Below are 18,409 nucleotides of genomic sequence, written 5' to 3'. Positions count from 1 at the left end.
TTCTTTCAAGCGGGAAACCGGTTCCCATCCTCCGACAGGCTAGGACTGGCTTTTCTGCACGATGATCCAAAACCGCTTCACCGCTCAAAGAAAAAGGCCAGCGCGAAACCGCACTGGCCTTTCAATTCAATCCTCGGCAGTGTCTGTCAGACGCTCGGGCCAAGCCCCCTGATCGCGTCATCGACCAGAAGCTTATCGGCCTGCGCATCATGGCCCTGAGCGATCAGCGCCGCCGCGGCGCCGGTCGCGGCGTTCACCGCCTTGGACCGAATGCCTGCGACCGCCGCGCGCTCAGCCGCGCCGATCTTGTCCTCCGCCATCTTCTGACGACGCGCGACCAGCGCGACGGCATTGGCCCTGGCGTCCTCCAGCAGCGTTGCCGCTTCATGCTCGGCCGACTTGCGCATCGCCTCCGCCTCGCCGGCGGCAGCCGCCAGCCTGGCTTCATATTCGGCCTTGAGCGCTTCGGCTTCGGCGCGAAGCTTGGAGGCTTCCTCCAACTGCGTCTTGATCTGCGCGATCCGGCCATCCAGCGCGCCGCCGATCAGACCGGGCACCTTCTTGATCAACAGGATCAGGATGAACACCGCCATCGCCAGACTGACCCAGGCCGTGGCATCCATGCCGACGGCCTTCGGGTCGGTGTGCGGGGCCACGCCTTCGTGAGCGACGGTGCCGACCGGCTCCATCCCCTCCGAATGGATCGCCTCATTCAGGTGCGGGGCTTCCGTCTCGCTATGCTGTGCTGCTGCCTCAGCCATGGGCCAGTGCCGCCTTTACTGCGTTGCGGGCTGCATCTTCCGACGCGTTCACGCCGGAAATGCGAGCCACCATGTCGCGCGCTGCATCAGCGGCAACGGTTTCAATCTCTGCCATGGCTGCGTCGGTGGCAGCCTTGATACGGGCTTCGGCCGCATTGATCTGGCCTGCAATGTCCGCATCGGCGGCGGCCAGCTTGGCTTCCGAAGCCTTGGCTGCCTCCACCTTCGCCTTGGCCAGGCTGGCCTGGACGGCAGCACGGCTTTCGGCGTCGCGGGCGCGATAGTCGGCCTCCGCCTCATCGGCGCGGGCGAAAGCCGCCTTGGCGGCGTCCAGATCGCCGGTGATCTTCGCGTCGCGCGCATCGGCCGTCGCCTGAACCTTTGGCACCATGCCGAGGCCGATGACGAAGAAAACGAAACCGAATGTCAGCAGCAGCCAGAAGATCTGCGATGAAAAGGTTTCGGCAATTTGCGCGATTTGAGGCATTTTTTCGGGTCCGTCCGATCAGGGCGCGGTCAATCAGAGGACGGGCATGGCGGCCGACCGGCCACCCCTGCCCGCCCCAAAGCGGCTGTTCAGGCCACGAACACCAGGATCATGGCGATAACGAACGCCAGCAGACCCAGAAGTTCCGCGGCGGCGAAGCCGATGAACAGGCGGCCCTGCTGGCCGTCGGCAGCGCCGGGGTTGCGCAGCGCGCCTTCCAGGAACGAGCTGAAGACGTTGCCCACACCGAGGGCGGCGATGCCCGCACCGATGGCGGCCAGGCCAGCACCGAGCAGCTTTGCGGCTTCTGCGTCCATGTTATAAACTCCTTTTCTAAACTCTATTCGAACGTTGAGGTAATGGCGGAAAATCAGTGCAGGTTCTCGGCATCGTTGATGTAGACCGAGGTCAGCAGCGCGAACACATAGGCCTGGATCACCGCCACCAGCACTTCCAGGGCGCTGATGCCGATCATCAGGATGAAGCTGGCGGCGCCGACGGTCAGGCCAAGCGCAGGGCTGGCATTGGCGCTGTTGATGACGAAACCTGCGAGCACCTTCAAAAGCACGTGCCCGGCGGTCATCGCGACGAACAGTCGCAGGCCAAGGCTGAACGGACGCACCATGAAGGAAACGAGTTCGATGAAGAAGAGCGGCACCACCATCAGCGCCGGGGTGCCGTGCGGCACGAACAGCGAGAAGAAGTGCAGGCCATGCTTGTAGAAGCCCACCACCAGCACGATCGAGAAGCTCATGATCGCGAGCACGCCGGTCGCGGTGAAATGGCTGGTGAACGTGAAGGGATGCAGGCCGACCAGACCCAGCGGCAGCAGGCCCAGCAGGTTCGCCAGCAGGATGAACATGAACAGCGAGAAGACGTAAGGAATGTACTTCTTGCCGCCCTCGCCCACATTGGCGATCAGCAGGCTCTTGATGAAGCCGGTCATATATTCGACCGCCATCTGCCAGCGGCCGGGAACCAGTTCGCGCTTCATGCCGCCGACGACGAAGATCCAAAGCACCACGGCGGCCGCCACCATATAGAGCGCGCTGTTGGTGAAAGCGATGTTGAAGCCGCCGATCGACAGATGATCCGTACCGAACAGCGGTTCGATCGCAAACTGGTGCATCGGATCGATTTTGCCGGATTCTGCCACGCTGGACCCCTGTAACGTCTTTGCCTTCGGACTAAGATAAAAGCGTCCCTATCGGTCGGGACGCTTCGTCGTCGTCAATCTGATGATGTTCCTGAAAGCCGCCACGATCCCGAGACCGAGGAATGCCAACAGGAGCCATGGGGATGTCCGCAGAAAGTAGTCCAGAGTCCCACCAACCACGGCACCGCCAGCAAGACCGCCGATCAGCTCCGCGAGAACCCTGTTGCCGAGACGCGACCCATCGTCCGCCTGCTGCACCTGTGTCCCCTGTCTGACCTTTTCGGCATGTTCGGCCTGCGCGATCCGCTCCTCCAAAGAAGCGATGCGCGCATCTTCCCCCGCCGGGTCCTGCCCCGGTGCATCCGCCGCCATCCAGCCATCCTTTCCGTCAAGGCTTTAAAAGCCAACGTCAGGCGGCATGGCGCTTGCGGCTGCACCCGTCAAGGCGCGGCCCGTTTAGAAAGGGCTTTCAGGAGTGTCAACCGTCGTTGGGCCAGAGAATTTCCTGTCCGAACGAAGCTGGGTCCAAAGTCCACTAGCCCGGCAAGTCCGGCCTGAGGTAAATCACCCCGCCGTGGCACAGTAGCCCGGCAGCGCGATGGGGCCCGCGCCCTTGGTCTGCCACGCGCCCGCGCCGATCCGATAGACCTGCCCGGGCTTCACCCTGCTGCTGAGCGTCTGGCATCCGGTCGCCGCCGCCACATCCTGCACGGTCACCCCGCGCTTGCCGGCAAGGTCGGTATAGGCGGCCCTGCGCTTGATGTTGATCGATTCGACTTCCTGCCGCACCGCGTCGCTCACCGAACCGGCAATGCCGAGATAGCCGTCGGCCTGCTCGCCCACCGCCCCCGCGCTCATCGCGGCGGCGACCGCGCCCGACTGCGCCCGCGCCGGAGACGTCATGGCCAGACCGGTCGCCAGCACCACCGCGGCAGAGGCGGCGATCATCAAAAATTTGCGTGTCATTGCGGAAACAACTCCGGGTTATTCTGGATCAAATCTTGCGCATCGCGCTGCAGGCGGACAACGACCTCCTGCTGCACCTTCACGTTGAGGTTGATCTCTATCGGCTTGTCGGGCGCCTTGACCTGGATGCAGCCTCCCAAGGCCAGACCGGCGAAGCCCGCCGCGATGATTGTTCGCTTCTTCATTTCTGCTCCCCATTTCGCATAGTTTCGCTTTCGGCAGGCTGAACTGCAACCCCCTCCTGGCCGATCGTGGCCCGCATCTTCTCCTGCATCTGGTCGCCTATGCTGTTTTGTATGAGCGTTGACGGATCGATGAAGGACTGTGCGGTTCCCAGCAGGCCCCGGAAGGGAGCGGCGATCCGCACGTTGAAGATGAAGGGCAGGCCCGTGAAATTCCGCGCCAGACCCGCCGGCGCCCCACCGATCTGCCCGCGATTGACGCCGTTGAAGACGACGTTCGTCACCATCTCTCCATCCAGCGCGCCGTCCATCAATATGGTGAGGCATTTATACTGGAGATTCTTGAGCGCATCGAAGGCCAGCCGCCCCATCGCGCCCAATTGTTCGTTCGATACCGGCCCCACATAGGAAAGGGTCCCCGACTGGTGCGTCGGATCGCAGGGGATGGTGGGCAGCACGCCTTCGGGCATCATCAGCGGCGGCATGCCTTGCTGCCGCGCGGTCAGCACGCCCCCCGCCACGCGCCCACCCTGCGCGTTGAAGATCAGAGGCATGATGCCGTCGAACGTACCCGTGGCGGAAATATTCTTGAGGTCCATCGCCTGGATGAAGGCGCCCGCATCCAGACCGATGACGCGGAAGGTCAGATAACGGTCCACATCGGCGCTGAAATCCATCGTCGTCGGCAGCAGGACCAGCTCCCCGCCAGAAAAGGGCCAGCCGCCCCCTTCGATCCGCACCTTCTGCCCCGCCTCCAGCCGATAGCGCACAAGGCCGTCGCGAACCTCTACACCCGGATTGACCGACCTGATTCGCACTTCCTGCCCCGGCTCGCTGACGAGACCGAGCAGATCGATGAAACGCAGTTCGCCGGACAACCCCTCCACCGGACCGAAAGCCGCCGCCAGGCTGGCATTGTCGGTCCGGAACAGACCATCGCTGGTCACATGCGTCCCGTTCCAGCGGATATGCCCTTCCCCGCTGACCTGCGCCGTCACATTGGCCACCACGCCAAGGGCGAGGCGGGTCACATCCTCCGGCTGGAGACCAGGACCAAAGGACAGTGCCGGAACCGCCAGATCCGCCTTGCCTCGCCCACTGCTCAGGTCATGCGCGATGACTGCCCGGGCGACCAGCGCCTCATTGCGCGGCGCCCGCAACGATCCCGTCGCTGCGATCTTCGAATCCTTCAACGTCAGCGCGAAGTCGGGAACATTCAGCGGTTCGAACCGGCCCGGCGCCTGCGCATCGCGCACCGTCATCCCGGCCGCCAGCTTCAGCGCGCCCCCGGCGAAGCTCCAGTCGCCCGCGCCATTTTCGACGATCAGCGGCACGGACCCGATCCGGCCGCCTGCCCCCGTCAACCTGCCGCCCAAGCCCTGGGCCGTGGCGTTGCCGGTCAGCGTCGCCGCGCTCAACCGAACAGGCGAATCCTGCGGACCGATCGCCAGATCGGCATTGGCAAGTGCAAAACCCTGCTGTCCCAAGGCGAAACGAGCGCTATCGGCGGAAAGGCGCATTGGGCTGTCGCCGCTTTTGCCCGCCAATGCGAGTTTGCGGATTTCAGCGCCGCCACTCACACCGCCCGGCCCGACGGCAAACAGCGCCTGCCCGACGGGGCACAGCGTCTGCCGGGTCCGCCCCAGCAAAAAATTGCCATAGCGCGCCTCGATCAGCGAGATGGGCACGCAATGCGGGTTGATCGCCAATAGACCCTTGGCGTTCATTTGCCCTTCAATGGGCGCCACCAGCCCGCGCAGCCTTCCACCGGGAAGCGGCCCGTCGAGCCGCACCTGCGTCGAGAAGCGCGTATCGCCCTTCGGCCCCGCAACGAACCGCACCGGCTCCAGGCTTAACCTGGCATCGCCCGCCGCATAGGGCTCAAGGAACAATTGTCCGCCAAAGCCGCCGCCCGGCCTCCGCCCCAGCCGCAGCGCCGCCCTCGGCAATCCGCCGCCCTCCGTCGTGATCGCTCCGTCGAGCGCCCAGTCGATCGCCTGCCCGGCCCTGCCAGGCCAGCCGATGGTCACGCGACCTTCCCCGGCTATGGCGATCCGCGCACCGCTGCGCGCCGAAAAGCGGGTGTCGGTCAAGGCCAGGCTGCCCGCCTTCCCTTGCTGAGCGAAGGTCAGGGTGGTTTGCAGGACATTGTCCGCGCCGGCGCGGCGCGTGGCATCGGCCAGGCGCGCGACCAGCGGCCCAACGGGCGTCCCGGCCGTAGATTCGCGCGCAGCCGCCAGGGGATCGCGGCCGGCGAACCGCAATTGCCGAACGAACAGCCGCCCCTCAAGACCCATATCGCCCTTGCCGACATGCCAGGCGCCCTGAAAGTCTGCGGGTCCGGCCAATGTGGCGCCGGCCGACAGAGCCGTCGCCCCGATTCGCGCTCGCCCGGCGGTCTTGGCAGCCGTTCCGTCGAAATCGATCCGGCCTGAGGGGCGCGCCAGAACCATGCCACCGGACTTGAGCGCTTCCCCCGTCAGGTCGACGCGGCCGGTCCAGCGATCCAACGCCCTGCCAAGCCAGACATCCACATCCGCAGCCGGTTTCGCCACGGCGATGCCGGCATCGCGACAGGCCAGCGCTGCGCCGCGCAACGGGCCGGAGAGATGTGGGCGTCCGTCCTTTATGGCAACATCCAGCATCGCCCGCAGGTCGGCCAGCCCGCATCCCTCGACGCCTCCATTCGGCATCGCCGCCGCCAGCCTGCCCCGGAAGCCCGATCGCAGATTCCCCTTCCCCTCTATCTGCATGCCGATCGAACCGGCATCGGTATCCAGCCGCAGTCGCGCATCGCTGAGCGCCAGCAGAATGTCCGGCAGGCTGAAGGGCGCCGTGGATTTCGGGTCGCGGAATTTGTCGACCTCTCCCAGCTTCAGCACGCCATTGTGCAACGACCCCCGCATCCTGACGCCACCGGCCCGCACCGCCGCCACTTGCGGGGTCAGCCCTGTGAAAGCGATGTCGACCTCCACCCAGCGCGCCGTCAAATCGGGACGAGCGGGATCGCCCAGCACGATATTCTCGATCCGCTGGGTGCGAAGGCCTATGTCCGTCAGATCATAGCTGCCCTGCACGCCACGCCGGTTGAGTTCGCGGCTGATGAAATTTTCTGCGATGGGCGCGCGCTGCGTCCACAGCGCGGCAAGGATCAGCGCCAGCGACCCCGTGCCCACTCCAAGCCAGCGGAGCCAGCCCCGGCGAATCTCCTTTTCGCCGTCTTCATCTTCCATGCTTCTGGTCAAACCCGCGTGCTCAAGTCCGTAACGCCTGCATAACGTCCGATCACTCCTAAATATCCTTGCCCGATAAATCCGCAATGAATAGCGTCCCCCTTCGCATGCGGGGGACAGGTAAGACTTTGCCGGACCAGGATTTGAAGGCTACGCACGACGGCATCGGGCATCGCGCCCGGCTGCGCCGGAAACTGGCGGAGAGCGGCGGCGAAGCGTTGCATGATCATGAACTGATCGAATATCTGCTGGCGCTGGCCATACCCCGTCGCGACACGAAACCACTGGCAAAGGCGCTGCTGCGCGAATTCGATGGCATCGGTGGGCTGATGGCGGCTGACTGGCAGGCGATTGCCCGCGTTCCCGGCATGGGCGACACCAGCATCGCGGCGATCAAGATCGTCCAGGCGACGATGCTGCGGACGCTACGCAACGAGGTGGCGGAGAAGCCGGTGCTGGCGAGCTGGCAGGCGCTGCTCGACTATCTGCGCGCCGACATGGCCTTTCTTACGGTGGAGCGGGTGCGTGTGTTGCACCTCAACAGCCGGAACATGCTGATCCGCGACGAGCATATGGGCGACGGTTCGATCGACCAGGCGGCGATTTATACCCGGGAGGTTATTCGACGGGCGATCGACCTTGGCTCGGCAGCGTTGATCCTTGTCCACAATCATCCCAGCGGATCGCCGGAACCAAGCCGTCAGGATATAGAAATCACCCGGCAGATCGCGGAAGCGGGCAAGCGGCTCAACATCGCGGTGCATGACCATATCATCATAGGGACACAGGGGCACAGCAGCCTGCGTGCGAAAGGGCTGATCTAGCGACCGTGCGTCGAAGCGGCCGGGAAGGGATGTCTTAAGATGGTCGAAAACAGGCCACGCCTGGCCTGCAACGGCAACTAAGCGCCAAACCCCACCGAAAGAAACTCCGGAACCGGTCCGTTCCAGCCTTCGTCCGGACCATCGTCCACCGGTTCAGGCCGCCGCGGCCGGGCGCCATTGCCTTCCGGCCGGGCCGCACGCGGTTCTTCACGGCGGCGGTCGTCGCGGCGCTTGTCGGACTTGCGGTCGTCCTTCCGATCCCTGCCCGAGCGGCGCGGTTCCTCCTTCGCCTTTTCAGCGGGAGCAGCAGCGACCGGTGCGTCGATGGTCTCGATCTTCTGCTTGATCAGCTTCTGGATATTGTCGATCGCCTCGGCATCGTCAGACGTCACGAAGGTATAGGCTACGCCCTTCGCCCCTGCGCGGCCCGTGCGGCCGATGCGATGGACATAGTCGTCGGGATGCCAGGGCGCATCGAAATTGAACACATGGCTCACGCCCTTGATGTCCAGCCCGCGCGCCGCAACGTCGGACGCCACCAATATGTTCACCGTCCCCGCCCGGAACCGCTCCAGTTCCGCGATGCGCGCCGACTGGTCGATGTCGCCGTGAATCTCGCCCGATTTGAAGCCATGGCGCTGAAGGCTCTTGTTGAGTTCACGCACCGTGGTCTTGCGGTTGCAGAAGATCACCGCGCTCTGCACGTCTTCGGCATCCAGCATCGCGCGCAGGGCCTCCCGCTTCTTGCGCGAATCGACCTTCACCAGACGCTGGGTGATATTGGTCGAGGCTGTGGCGGGCCGCGCCACCTCGATCGACTTGGGATTGCTGAGGAACCGGTCCGCCAGCTTCTTGATCACCGGCGGCATGGTCGCGGAGAACAGCAGCGTCTGCCGCTGGGCGGGCAGCTTGGTGCAAATCTCCTCGATGTCCGGGATGAAGCCCATGTCGAGCATCCGGTCGGCTTCGTCGATCACCAGCATGCTGCAGCCGTTGAGCAGTATCTTGCCCCGCTGGAACAGGTCCATCAGCCGCCCCGGCGTCGCGATCAGCACGTCGACGCCTTTTTCTAGGGCTTTGAGCTGATCGCCCATCTGCACGCCGCCGATCAGCAGCGCCATGTTGAGCTTGTGATACTTCCCGTATTTCTCGAAATTCTCGGCCACCTGGGCAGCGAGTTCACGCGTCGGCTCCAGTATCAGCGATCGCGGCATCAGCGCGCGGGCGCGGCCATGGGCGAGGATGTCGATCATCGGCAGCACGAAGCTGGCGGTCTTGCCCGTTCCCGTCTGCGCGATGCCGATGATGTCCTTCATCATCAGCACGGGCGGGATCGCCTGCGCCTGAATCGGCGTGGGCGTGTCATATCCGGCCTCGGTAACGGCCTTCAATAATTCGTCGGAAAGGCCGAGATCGGCAAAAGTCATTCAGATGTCCGGGACAGGAGGCTCTCCACCGCACGAAAACGCGCAGGGAAATCGGGCGCGCCTTGCGGAAATATCGGCCTCTTGTCAAGAAAATCGCGAAGATGATGCGGTCAATCGTCCGGTTCGGCCTGCTCCAGCCGGCGGAAACCCTCGATCGCGCAACTGGCCCCGCTCCGCGCCTGCAATTCGTCGCGCCCGGAACAGAGCGAGCCGTCCCCATCGGGCTCCACATAGAATCCGGAATAGAAACCCATGCTGTTGCACCCGCGCTCCAGCCTTGCGCGATAGCGGTGATTATCAGCCAGCAGCAGATCTATGGCATTGTCCATCACTATGCTTGCCGACCGAATCGATCGCAGCGCGATGCAGCGCGGCCCCTTCTTCTCCTTCCAGTCATTCCGCGCCTCCGGCGTGGGACGCGCGGGCGCACGCCCCTTCCTTGCCATCGGCACGCGGATGATGACACGCTGCTCGATCGTCAGTTGCGCCCATTGCACGGGCTCGGCGGCTGACGCGGACAACAGCAGCAGGACGGAATGAAACAAGTCGAACCCCTTTTGGGACGCGGACGCTATGGGCCAAAGGTTGAACCGTCGATGAATTCCAAGGCATAGGACAGTCCCATGATAGGACAAGATGTTATCACCCGATTCACGGCCCTGCTGGGGGAAAAGCGCGTCGTGACCGATGCGGACGACATCGCCCCGTGGGTCAGCGACTGGCGCGGACGCTATCACGGCGCTGCCGCCGCCATTCTTCAGCCGGAATCGACCGGCCAGGTCGCCGCTGCGGTCCGCCTTGCCGCCGACCTTGGCGTGCCGCTGGTGCCGCAGGGTGGCAACACTTCCATGGTGGGCGGCGCCACGCCCCCGGCGGACGGTTCTGCGCTGATCCTGTCGCTCCGCCGGATGAACCATATCCGCAGCCTGTCTCCGCACGACAATCTTGCCGTCTGCGAAGCGGGGGTCATCCTCTCCAACCTCCACGATGCCGCCGCCGCCGTTGGCCGCCGCTTTCCACTGAGCCTTGGGGCCAAGGGTTCGGCCACCATCGGCGGGCTCATCTCCACCAATGCCGGCGGAACCCAGGTGCTGCGCCACGGCACGATGCGCGCGCTGGTCGAGGGGATTGAGGCTGTCCTGCCGGACGGCGGCATCTTCCATGGCCTGGATGCCCTCAAGAAGGACAATCGCGGCTATGACATCAAGCAATTGCTGATCGGCGCCGAAGGGACTTTGGGAATCGTCACCGCCGCCGCGCTGCGCCTGGTGCCCGCCATTGCGGCTCGCGCCGTCGGCTGGATCGGCGTCTCCTCCCCTGCCGATGCGCTTGCCCTGCTCCGGCTTTGCGAAGCCCATCTGGGTGACAGCGTCGAAGGGTTCGAGGTGATCGCGGACGACGGCCTGGGCCATGTCCTGTCGCATGTTCCCGGCACTCGCTGTCCGATTGCAACGCGCACGCCCTGGCATGTGCTGGTAGAGGTCGACCATGGCGACCCGCGCGATCCGACGCCCGCCGATCGGCTGGAGAGCGCGCTGGCCGATGCGTTGGAACAGGGCCTCGCCGTCGACGCCGCCATCGCCGCCAATGAAGCGCAGGCGGAAGCCTTCTGGCGCATCCGCGAATCGCTCTCCGAATCCGAGCGGGCGCAGGGACCGGCGCTGCAATATGACATCAGCGTGCCGGTTGCGCGGATGCCCGCCTTCATGATCGAAGCTGCGGCAGCGGCGGAAAGGGCCTTTCCCGGCACCACCGCCTCCTCCTTCGGTCATCTGGGGGACGGCAACGTCCATTTCCATGTCCGCGCACCCCGGGGCACGACCGACGGTCCGGCCTGGATCGGGGCGGAGGGTCAGGCGATCAACAGCTTCGTCCATGATGCGGTGGTCGCGGCGGGCGGCTCCATCTCCGCCGAACATGGCATCGGCCAGATGAAGCGCGCCGAACTCGGTCGCCTCTCCAGCCCCGCGCGCCTCCAGGCCCTGCGCGCGGTCAAGGCCGCATTCGATCCGCAGGGCATCATGAATCCGGACAAGCTGATCCCCCGTCCGGAGGAAGGCTGAAGCCAGCCCCGGCGGCAGCACCGGGCATCGACAAAGCGATTGCCTCCCGCGTCCAAGGGCTTTATCCCCCTCGGCCCAGTATCAGGCTAGCGGCGCAAGGGAAAATGCGCCGCTTTTTGTTGGAAATGGACTAGCACATCATGGCAAGCGCGCCCGCGAACGGCCTTCCCGTCTTCTACAACGATCTCATTCCGCTGAGCAGCGTCGATCACGCCGCCTGGCGGAGCCGCACCGTCGATTCGGCGCCGTTCCTGACGACCCAGCACGCCATTCCGCTGACCGTGGACGAATTCGTCGCCGCCCAGCGCTTCGTGCCGATCATCTTCTCCGCTGGGGACGAGCCCGTTCCCCTGGCGCTGATGGGCCTCAACGAAGGCGTCAATACCTTCCTCGACGATGATGGCAAGCTGCGTGGCCCGGCCTATGTCCCCGCCTATGTCCGCCGCTATCCCTGGATGCTGGCGAAGTTGCGCCCCGACAGCGACGAACTCTCGCTCTGCTTCGATCCGACTAGCGACGCGCTCGGTACGTTCGAGGAGGGCCAGCCGCTGTTCGAAGACGGCAAGCCCAGCGAACTGACGCAGGGCGTGCTCAAATTCTGCGAGGATTTCGAACAGGCAGCGGCGCGTACCGGCCAGTTCATGAAGGATCTGAAGGATCTCGACCTGCTGATGGACGGCGAAGTCGCCATCCAGGTGCCCGGCAATGACCAACCCTTCGTCTATCGCGGCTTCCGCATGGTGAACGAGGAAAAGCTGCGCGACATGCGCGGCGACCAGCTTCGCAAGATCAGCCAGAACGGCATGCTGCCGCTCATTTACGCGCATCTCTTCTCGCTGCAGCTCATGCGGGAACTGTTCGAGGCGCAGGTTTCGCAGGGCAAGGGCCCGATCGCCGTCCCGGCAGCGCCCCAGACAGCGGATGCCCAACCAAATTAAGCATTCATGACAGATATTTAAGGAAAAAGGTTGCGCGGTGCCACTTGAAACTCCGCGCGGCTTTCTCTATTTACTGAACATACGGCGCACCTGCCCCCCTTTCGGGTGTGTCGTATGGGCGCCTCCCCCTTTGGAGGCGTCTCCTCCCTGAACCTTGGCCACCCCATGCGAATCGCATGGGGTGGTTTTTTATTGGCTGAAGGAAATGGCGCGGGTTTCCCTTGACGACGCCGACGCGCCCTCCTAAAGGCGGCTCCCTACTCGCCGCCCAGCGCGGCCTGTGGCCCCTTCGTCTAGCGGTCAGGACGCGGCCCTCTCACGGCTGAAACACGGGTTCGATTCCCGTAGGGGTCACCAGTCAAGCTATTTATAGCATTGATTTTGTGTGATAAATTAAAAAGTACCCGAAACCGATACCACAAGCGTTCCCACATTTTCCGTGGGGTTTAATGGTATGCTTCAGAACGTCCTAGGACAGAATCGATCATATTTCTGATCTGCTTCTCCTGAACGGCCGCGTTTTCGGTTCCTATCGCGACACCATCTGATCGCAAGGTATGGTCCAATTCCAACTGAGAAGTTCCAGCAATATACTGCGAAAGCTCCTTTCGTCGGAGCATAATATTCTTGATGACTGAGAGCCCCACGCCAACATTCGTTGACCTGTGTTTAGGCCGTTGATCTTCCCAATAGTGCCATCGAACGCGGCGGCTCCCCATCCCCAGGATTTCCGCCGCGCTCCAAATGGACATTAGAAACGATAAGCGGCGCCCACCAAGATTTGATGGCGGTCGAATTTGCTCGGCCCTTCTCCAAGATCAGAATATCGGTACTCCAGGCGGGCCGATATGTGATCGGTGATCAGTCTCTCGGCGCCACCGCCGATCATCCAGCCATCCAGGTTGTCAGATGAAGAGATTCGCTTGGAATCCACTGTCGCGGTCGTACGCACACGGGCGTTGCTGTACCCGCCGCGCACATAGAGCAGCGTCTGGGGCGTTACGAGATAACCCACTCGGGCTGTCAGATCGAAGGCGTATTTGGGGTTGACGCGTATCGAGGCCGCCGCCGCCGACGCCCCGAACTCATCGGACGCGGCAATATTGAACTCTGCCTGAGCACCGAGCACGACATGCGGCACCACTTCGTAGTCATATGCGAGGAACCCGCCGGCCACGAACGCATCGGTCGACTGGTCGATGGCCGGCGTTCCATCCTTTCCTTTGGGAAGACCCACGTCAGTATTGTTCCAGCCCGCCTGGATGCCAATTGAGGGGCCGCTGAAATCCTGCGCTGAAGCCTGGATCGACCAACCGGCTAGGGCAGCGGCGATGAATAGACGGATTTTCATTTGTTCAATCTCCTAGATCACTAGCAATCACGGCAACTGCTACGTGTGCCGGGGAGATTGATAGGGTCGGACCAGAGTTTCTGGATTGTTCGATCGGCTGGATTGCTTTCTTGATGTGGCGTCGTTTGCCTAAACTTCGGTATAGCGGCCGGGGTCCGAACAGGCCTGAACAGAATGCTGCGCGACGAGAGCCTGTGCGGACATCATCCGCACGCTGACGGGCTATCGACCTTGCGGCTAGTCCCGGCATACCATCGAACAGGCGAGCCAGAACCATAGCAGAATGGCTGGATCCCACCCACTTCGCCAGCTTGCCCTCGGATCACTGAGGCAGGTCTGATGAAATCAAGACAGCAGACATCCACCCGGCATCGATCGAGGACGACAGGGAGTCCCTGGGATAGGCTCGCTCGTGGGCAGCTATCCCTTCTGGCGCTTCCAGCTGCAATGGCGGGCGTCATTTCATGGCACACCTTCGCTTCCTTGGGTGATCTGCCCTTATCCCTCGTCTTGGGCAGTGTGGGGTTCGTCATCCTCACGCCCCTGATCGCTTCCATGAGCGACCGGGATCGAAATCGGCATATCAAATGAATAAGCGGCGGCTGGTGCTCGACGGCCTTGTCACGCTCGTGACGATCGCCATGCGACTTTCACCACTCGAGCGAGAAATGCTGGCTGTCGCGCTGCTTGCATTACACGATAGGCTTTGGCCTTCGGGGCTATTGCGAACCGACCAACAGATCCATTCTTCAGGCGGTCGCCGGTTCGGGCTTCGCAGGCGATCACTGTCTGCTCCCAGTCCCGGCGGCCGTGATACCCGGACCGACGAACGGTCGTGCGAGGCGGCGGCGAACATATTCGTCGATCCGCCAAGTGCCTGAACCTTTCGTGAGAATATTCTGACCTGCACTGCCCTTTACGCTTCAGGAGGCTCACGGCTCTGTTCCAAAGGATAGATCGGCATAGCCATTGGCGTGCAGCTGCTAGTCTCCCGCACGATAGCGGACCGGCGAGGCGTTCGCGATCCTTCCTTCAGCTTCCAGGTTCTGTCGTAGCCGACCCGCGGAAGCCAGGGATTCACCGTCGCTGCTCACTAGGAGATATCGCATGGCACAGCATATTGTTATCATTGGAGCCGGTTTCGCCGGTCTCATGGCCGCACTTTCGGCCGCGCGCTTGCGTGATGAAAAGGGTGCATCGCCCGACGACATGAAAATCACTGTGATTTCTCCGGAACCGGCGCTGGTCGTTCGGCCGCGCCTCTACGAACGTAGCCCGGAAACGATGGTCGCGCCGCTGGGCGAGTTGTTCGCATCGACGGACATCGGCTTTCATTCCGGGACCGTGGACAGGCTTGACGCCCAGCTCGGAACGGTCACGGTAACGGGTGCGGATGGAAAGTCCTCGAGCCTGTCCTACGACCGATTGATCATTGCGTCAGGGAGCCACGGTTTTCAGCCCCCCATACCTGGTCTTTCCGAATTTGGTCACAACGTGACAGATCTCGAAGGCGCGATGGCACTCGACAAGCATCTGCATGCTCTTGCGAGCAAGCCTTCCTCGCCAGCCCGCAATACCGTGGTGGTCGGCGGCGGAGGGTTCACCGGAATAGAAGTGGCGACCGAAATGCCGGATCGGCTCCGAGAGATTCTCGGTCGGGACGAACCAGTGCGCATAGTCATCGTGGAGCGAGGACCCGTAGTCGCTCCGGATATGGGAGCCGAACCGCGCCCCTATATCGAGACCCGGCTACGCGATATCGGTGTTGAAACGGTGCTCGGCTCGGGCATTGCCCGCATCGATGCAGATGGGGTCACGCTCGAGAATGGCGATCAAATCGAGGCGGGCACCGTGATCTGGTCAGCGGGCATGCGCGCGTCGCCGCTAACCTCTCAATTACCCGCCGATCGCGATAATCTCGGACGCATTCTCGTCGATGCCGATCTGCGTGTACCTGGCTATCCGCACATTTTCGCCGCAGGCGATACGGCGAAAGCAGCGACGGACCAGGACGGCCATTTCTCGGTGATGTCATGTCAACACGCACGTCGACTGGGTTCCTTCGCTGGCCACAACGCCGCAGCCGATCTTCTTGGCGAGCCTGTGCTTGCCTATGATCAACCTGCCTACGTCGTCTGTCTCGATCTCGGTCCCGACACTGCCATTTTCACGCGAGGCTGGGCGCCCCGGAGGGTGGAACTTACAGGCGCTGACGCCAAGAAAGTCAAAATGGATATCAACGCGGTGTGGATCTACCCGCCGGCAGCAGAGCGGCAAGCTGCATTCCAGAATGCCTATGACGCCCGCACGGTCGATTTCTGAAAATCCCGGGCCGGTCGGGTGGAGCGTCCGGCCGGCCCTCCACAGACAATTGAAGCTGGAACCATTCATGCGAATTTGTGTCTTTTCCGGGTCGAGCCATGGATATTCGCTGGAATATCAAGGTGCTGCGACGGCGCTGGGCCGGCTGCTGGCCCGCAATTCCATCGAGCTTGTCTATGGTGGAGCCGCCGTCGGGTTGATGGGTGCCGTTGCCGACGCTGTACTCGCTGAGGGCGGTCGGGTGACGGGAGTCATCCCGCAAGCGTTGGTAGACAAGGAGGTCGCTCACCTTGGCCTGACCGACCTGCGTGTCGTGCATTCCATGCACGAGCGAAAGGCTCTGATGGCAAATCTTTCGGACGGTTTCATTGCTTTACCCGGAGGCATTGGCACATTTGAGGAACTGTTCGAGGTTTGGACATGGGCACAGCTAGGAAGCCACTCCAAGCCTTGCGCCCTCCTGAACATACTGGGCTTTTATGACCGGCTGCTGGAGTTTCTGGACCAGGTGGTTGAGCAAGGCTTCCTGAAGGCTGTGCATCGCCAGATGTTGCTCGTGGAGGAAGACGCGGCCCCTTTGCTCCGCGCCATTCGGCAATATCACGCGCCTGCCGAAACCAAATGGATCAGGCCGACTGAAACCTGATCCGCAAGGCACGTCGTCGGGATGTTCGGAGCGACCAGAGCGTGACCGCTACACCTCTTTCTCTCGGCTGGCCTGCTTCTGAACTTGGCGCGGCGTTACGCCCGTAATCCGGCGAAAGGCAAAGCCGAAAGCGCTTTCCGAACCATAGCCGGCGCGCGCGGCAACGGCGGTAATCGTTGTGCCCGGTTGAGCGAGCGCCTTCTGAGCGAGCGCGATGCGCAATCTTGTCAGATATCCCATCGGCGGGAGGCCAACGGCCGATCTGAATCGTGCGGAAAAGCGCGAGCGTGAGAGGCACGCGACGCTCGCAAGATCCTCGATCCGCCAGTTTCTCTCCGGATCCTGATGAAGCGCCCTGAGCGATGCACCGATCCTGGGATCGGCTAACGCAGCAAGCCAGCTGCCAACCTGGCCACTAGGTATGTTTCGGATCATTTCGATGAAGATCATCTGCATGATGGTCGCGGCCATCACCGACGCGCCAATGGACCCCGAGGAGAGTTCCTCCTCCAGCCTGTCGACAAGCCAGCGCAGGCGGACGGCAGCCGGTTCATCCGCATGGATCACGATAACCGGTGGCAGGGCATCGGCCAGGAAACCGGCGGTGGCCGGAAGGTCCATACGGCCCCCGAGGCAATGAAAATCAGGCCCGGGTCCTGTGTCCAGCCAGGCGCAATCATTGGCCTTCACACCGGCAAAAACATCCTCCGCCGCCTTGGGTATTCGGTCGAGGTCGGTCCCGATGATGAAAGGCAGGTTCGCACCGACGAGAAAACAACTGCCTTCTTCCAGCGCCCACCGCGCCGCGCCGACTTCGAGCTGGCATTGTCCCCCCTTGATGATGTTGCATTTGAGCGCACCCACAGGAGCCACCCGGACGGCCCAAAGCCCTCTTGCCCTGAGCCCGGATGACATAACGGCGCGCGCATCGATGAGAGACAGTATCTGCGACAAGGGATCTTCGAGCGATGCAGGATTATCTCTATATGAATCGGGATTTTCAGCCATGGATTATCCCCAATCCGCTTCCCATTGTTCCTGTCAACTGAGACAGGAGATTTTGAATGCCTTCTTCACAAAAGCCCCTGGGCACCGGCTTTGGACCGTTCACCACGGCTGCGGAGGTCGCGAATGGCGTCGACCTTTCGGGAAAGACCGCCATCGTGACGGGCGGGGCGTCCAATCTTGGCCGGGAGACCGTGCGAATCCTTTCTTCGAAAGGAGCGCGCGTGCTGGTGCCGGCGCGCGATCCCGATGCAGCGCGAGAGGCGATGTCGGATCTGCCGGATGTGGAACTGGTCCCGATGGACCTGCTCGACCCATCATCGATCGACAGTTTCGCGGCCGGGGTGATCGACAAGTTGGGGGCGCTCGATCTCCTGGTTCTCAATGCCGGCGTCATGGCAAGCCCGCTATTTCGCGATACGCGGGGCCATGAAGGCCAATTCGCCACCAACCACCTCGGCCATTTCCAGCTGACTGCCGCACTCTGGCCCGCACTTCTGCGCGGGGACGGCGCGCGTGTTGTCGTTCTCTCCTCCCGGGCGCATCAGCTCGGTGGCCTTGATCTCTCCGATCTCGACTTCCGGCATCGCGCCTATGACAAATGGCTCGCCTACGGTCAGGCGAAGACGGCCAACGCGCTCTTTGCCGTAGCCCTCGATGCGCGCGGCAAGACCCGCGGGGTCAGGGCTTGCTCGGTTCACCCCGGCTCCATCCTTGGCCCGCTCGCCCGGCACCTGACCCGCGAAGAGATCGACCAATTTGGCGCCCTCGATGCGGACGGATCCCCCGTCGTCGACCCAAGCCGCGACAAAAAAAGTCCGCAGCAAGGCGCGGCGACGACGATATGGTGCGCCACTTCGCCTGAGCTTAGCGACATTGGTGGAGTCTATTGCGAGGACTGTGACATTGCGCCCGTCGTATCGGATGGCCAGCTTGGTGGCCCTGGCGTCCGCCCGTTCGCGATCGATCCGGAGACGGCCGAAGCGCTGTGGACTGAAAGCGTCCTGCTGACCGGCCATGATATTCCATGATCTGTCCGGCCGCCCCG

18 protein-coding genes and 1 tRNA gene are annotated in these 18,409 nt (G+C 62.8%); 7 read left to right on the top strand and 12 right to left on the bottom strand.

Features of this window, described 5'->3' with window-relative positions:
• Window positions 1-146: 146 nt before the first annotated feature.
• The 8 genes from K7W03_RS09660 to K7W03_RS09625 form a co-directional block, all read right to left on the bottom strand.
• Window positions 147-761, bottom strand: coding sequence for a F0F1 ATP synthase subunit B (locus K7W03_RS09660; RefSeq protein WP_222886177.1), 615 nt, complete (start codon window positions 759-761; stop codon window positions 147-149).
• Window positions 754-1,248 (bottom strand): ATPase, encoded by a 495-nt coding sequence (locus K7W03_RS09655; RefSeq protein ID WP_222886176.1) that lies wholly within the window; start codon window positions 1,246-1,248, stop codon window positions 754-756. The genes K7W03_RS09660 and K7W03_RS09655 overlap by 8 nt, the downstream gene beginning before the upstream one ends.
• An 89-nt stretch (window positions 1,249-1,337) precedes the next feature.
• Complete coding sequence (locus K7W03_RS09650; RefSeq protein ID WP_004207392.1) at window positions 1,338-1,565, bottom strand: F0F1 ATP synthase subunit C; 228 nt, start codon at window positions 1,563-1,565, stop codon at window positions 1,338-1,340.
• A 53-nt stretch (window positions 1,566-1,618) separates the two neighbouring features.
• Window positions 1,619-2,404, bottom strand: a complete 786-nt coding sequence (locus K7W03_RS09645; protein ID WP_222886175.1) for a F0F1 ATP synthase subunit A — start codon at window positions 2,402-2,404, stop codon at window positions 1,619-1,621.
• Between the two features lie 48 nt (window positions 2,405-2,452).
• A complete protein-coding gene (locus K7W03_RS09640; protein ID WP_025546506.1) occupies window positions 2,453-2,776 on the bottom strand; it encodes an AtpZ/AtpI family protein in 324 nt (107 codons plus the stop codon).
• A gap of 192 nt (window positions 2,777-2,968) precedes the next feature.
• Window positions 2,969-3,370 carry a YdbL family protein gene (locus K7W03_RS09635; protein WP_025546504.1) on the bottom strand — a complete coding sequence of 134 codons (402 nt, stop codon included), beginning with the start codon at window positions 3,368-3,370 and terminating at the stop codon, window positions 2,969-2,971.
• Window positions 3,367-3,555, bottom strand: a complete 189-nt coding sequence (locus K7W03_RS09630) for a YnbE family lipoprotein (RefSeq protein WP_007685342.1) — start codon at window positions 3,553-3,555, stop codon at window positions 3,367-3,369. The genes K7W03_RS09635 and K7W03_RS09630 overlap by 4 nt, the downstream gene beginning before the upstream one ends.
• Complete coding sequence (locus K7W03_RS09625) at window positions 3,552-6,785, bottom strand: YdbH domain-containing protein (RefSeq protein WP_222886174.1); 3,234 nt, start codon at window positions 6,783-6,785, stop codon at window positions 3,552-3,554. Before K7W03_RS09625 ends, K7W03_RS09630 begins: the two co-directional genes overlap by 4 nt.
• Before the next feature lie 128 nt (window positions 6,786-6,913).
• Between K7W03_RS09625 and radC the strand changes: the two genes are divergently transcribed.
• Window positions 6,914-7,609, top strand: a complete 696-nt coding sequence (gene radC / locus K7W03_RS09620; protein ID WP_222886173.1) for a RadC family protein — start codon at window positions 6,914-6,916, stop codon at window positions 7,607-7,609.
• Between the two features lie 77 nt (window positions 7,610-7,686).
• Here radC and K7W03_RS09615 read toward each other — a convergent pair whose 3' ends face one another.
• Both K7W03_RS09615 and K7W03_RS09610 read right to left on the bottom strand, forming a co-directional pair.
• Window positions 7,687-9,036 (bottom strand): DEAD/DEAH box helicase, encoded by a 1,350-nt coding sequence (locus tag K7W03_RS09615; RefSeq protein ID WP_044661939.1) that lies wholly within the window; start codon window positions 9,034-9,036, stop codon window positions 7,687-7,689.
• A 110-nt stretch (window positions 9,037-9,146) separates the two neighbouring features.
• Window positions 9,147-9,581, bottom strand: coding sequence for a hypothetical protein (locus K7W03_RS09610; RefSeq protein WP_222886172.1), 435 nt, complete (start codon window positions 9,579-9,581; stop codon window positions 9,147-9,149).
• A 78-nt stretch (window positions 9,582-9,659) separates the two neighbouring features.
• On the opposite strand from K7W03_RS09610, the gene K7W03_RS09605 reads away from it, so the two are divergent.
• From K7W03_RS09605 to K7W03_RS09595, 3 genes are all read left to right on the top strand, one after another.
• Window positions 9,660-11,099 (top strand): FAD-binding oxidoreductase, encoded by a 1,440-nt coding sequence (locus tag K7W03_RS09605; protein WP_222886171.1) that lies wholly within the window; start codon window positions 9,660-9,662, stop codon window positions 11,097-11,099.
• A gap of 140 nt (window positions 11,100-11,239) precedes the next feature.
• Window positions 11,240-12,037 carry a SapC family protein gene (locus tag K7W03_RS09600; protein ID WP_025546494.1) on the top strand — a complete coding sequence of 266 codons (798 nt, stop codon included), beginning with the start codon at window positions 11,240-11,242 and terminating at the stop codon, window positions 12,035-12,037.
• A gap of 282 nt (window positions 12,038-12,319) precedes the next feature.
• Window positions 12,320-12,394, top strand: a tRNA-Glu gene (locus K7W03_RS09595).
• Between the two features lie 394 nt (window positions 12,395-12,788).
• On the opposite strand, the gene K7W03_RS09590 is transcribed toward K7W03_RS09595, so the two are convergent.
• Window positions 12,789-13,388: an outer membrane protein gene (locus K7W03_RS09590; protein ID WP_103000361.1), complete on the bottom strand. Its 600-nt coding sequence runs from the start codon at window positions 13,386-13,388 to the stop codon at window positions 12,789-12,791.
• Between the two features lie 1,107 nt (window positions 13,389-14,495).
• Here K7W03_RS09590 and K7W03_RS09585 point away from each other — a divergent pair.
• Together K7W03_RS09585 and K7W03_RS09580 are read left to right on the top strand one after the other, a co-directional pair.
• Complete coding sequence (locus K7W03_RS09585; RefSeq protein ID WP_103000360.1) at window positions 14,496-15,710, top strand: NAD(P)/FAD-dependent oxidoreductase; 1,215 nt, start codon at window positions 14,496-14,498, stop codon at window positions 15,708-15,710.
• 67 nt (window positions 15,711-15,777) lie between these two features.
• On the top strand, window positions 15,778-16,356 hold the full coding sequence (locus tag K7W03_RS09580; RefSeq protein ID WP_103000383.1) for a TIGR00730 family Rossman fold protein: 579 nt from the start codon (window positions 15,778-15,780) through the stop codon (window positions 16,354-16,356).
• Between the two features lie 48 nt (window positions 16,357-16,404).
• On the opposite strand, the gene K7W03_RS09575 is transcribed toward K7W03_RS09580, so the two are convergent.
• Window positions 16,405-17,364 (bottom strand): AraC family transcriptional regulator, encoded by a 960-nt coding sequence (locus K7W03_RS09575; RefSeq protein WP_103000359.1) that lies wholly within the window; start codon window positions 17,362-17,364, stop codon window positions 16,405-16,407.
• Between the two features lie 56 nt (window positions 17,365-17,420).
• Here K7W03_RS09575 and K7W03_RS09570 point away from each other — a divergent pair, with 56 nt between their 5' ends.
• Window positions 17,421-18,392 carry an SDR family NAD(P)-dependent oxidoreductase gene (locus K7W03_RS09570; protein ID WP_103000358.1) on the top strand — a complete coding sequence of 324 codons (972 nt, stop codon included), beginning with the start codon at window positions 17,421-17,423 and terminating at the stop codon, window positions 18,390-18,392.
• The last annotated feature ends 17 nt before the right edge of the window (window positions 18,393-18,409 follow it).

This window comes from Sphingobium sp. PNB (genome assembly GCF_019873065.1).
Classification (GTDB): domain Bacteria; phylum Pseudomonadota; class Alphaproteobacteria; order Sphingomonadales; family Sphingomonadaceae; genus Sphingobium; species Sphingobium fuliginis.
Note: the sequence above shows the minus strand (reverse complement) of the source record. Positions and strands in the feature narration are given on the sequence as shown.

Bases quoted from the DNA above. Each gene is read 5' to 3' on its own strand.
- K7W03_RS09625 (WP_222886174.1), bottom strand. From the start codon at position 6,785: ATGGAAGATGAAGACGGCGAAAAGGAGATTCGCCGGGGCTGGCTCCGC.
- K7W03_RS09600 (WP_025546494.1), top strand. From the start codon at position 11,240: ATGGCAAGCGCGCCCGCGAACGGCCTTCCCGTCTTCTACAACGATCTC.
- K7W03_RS09575 (WP_103000359.1), bottom strand. From the start codon at position 17,364: ATGGCTGAAAATCCCGATTCATATAGAGATAATCCTGCATCGCTCGAA.
- K7W03_RS09590 (WP_103000361.1), bottom strand. From the start codon at position 13,388: ATGAAAATCCGTCTATTCATCGCCGCTGCCCTAGCCGGTTGGTCGATC.
- K7W03_RS09640 (WP_025546506.1), bottom strand. From the start codon at position 2,776: ATGGCGGCGGATGCACCGGGGCAGGACCCGGCGGGGGAAGATGCGCGC.
- K7W03_RS09635 (WP_025546504.1), bottom strand. From the start codon at position 3,370: ATGACACGCAAATTTTTGATGATCGCCGCCTCTGCCGCGGTGGTGCTG.
- K7W03_RS09615 (WP_044661939.1), bottom strand. From the start codon at position 9,036: ATGACTTTTGCCGATCTCGGCCTTTCCGACGAATTATTGAAGGCCGTT.
- K7W03_RS09650 (WP_004207392.1), bottom strand. From the start codon at position 1,565: ATGGACGCAGAAGCCGCAAAGCTGCTCGGTGCTGGCCTGGCCGCCATC.
- K7W03_RS09630 (WP_007685342.1), bottom strand. From the start codon at position 3,555: ATGAAGAAGCGAACAATCATCGCGGCGGGCTTCGCCGGTCTGGCCTTG.
- K7W03_RS09655 (WP_222886176.1), bottom strand. From the start codon at position 1,248: ATGCCTCAAATCGCGCAAATTGCCGAAACCTTTTCATCGCAGATCTTC.
- K7W03_RS09570 (WP_103000358.1), top strand. From the start codon at position 17,421: ATGCCTTCTTCACAAAAGCCCCTGGGCACCGGCTTTGGACCGTTCACC.
- K7W03_RS09605 (WP_222886171.1), top strand. From the start codon at position 9,660: ATGATAGGACAAGATGTTATCACCCGATTCACGGCCCTGCTGGGGGAA.
- K7W03_RS09585 (WP_103000360.1), top strand. From the start codon at position 14,496: ATGGCACAGCATATTGTTATCATTGGAGCCGGTTTCGCCGGTCTCATG.
- K7W03_RS09580 (WP_103000383.1), top strand. From the start codon at position 15,778: ATGCGAATTTGTGTCTTTTCCGGGTCGAGCCATGGATATTCGCTGGAA.
- K7W03_RS09660 (WP_222886177.1), bottom strand. From the start codon at position 761: ATGGCTGAGGCAGCAGCACAGCATAGCGAGACGGAAGCCCCGCACCTG.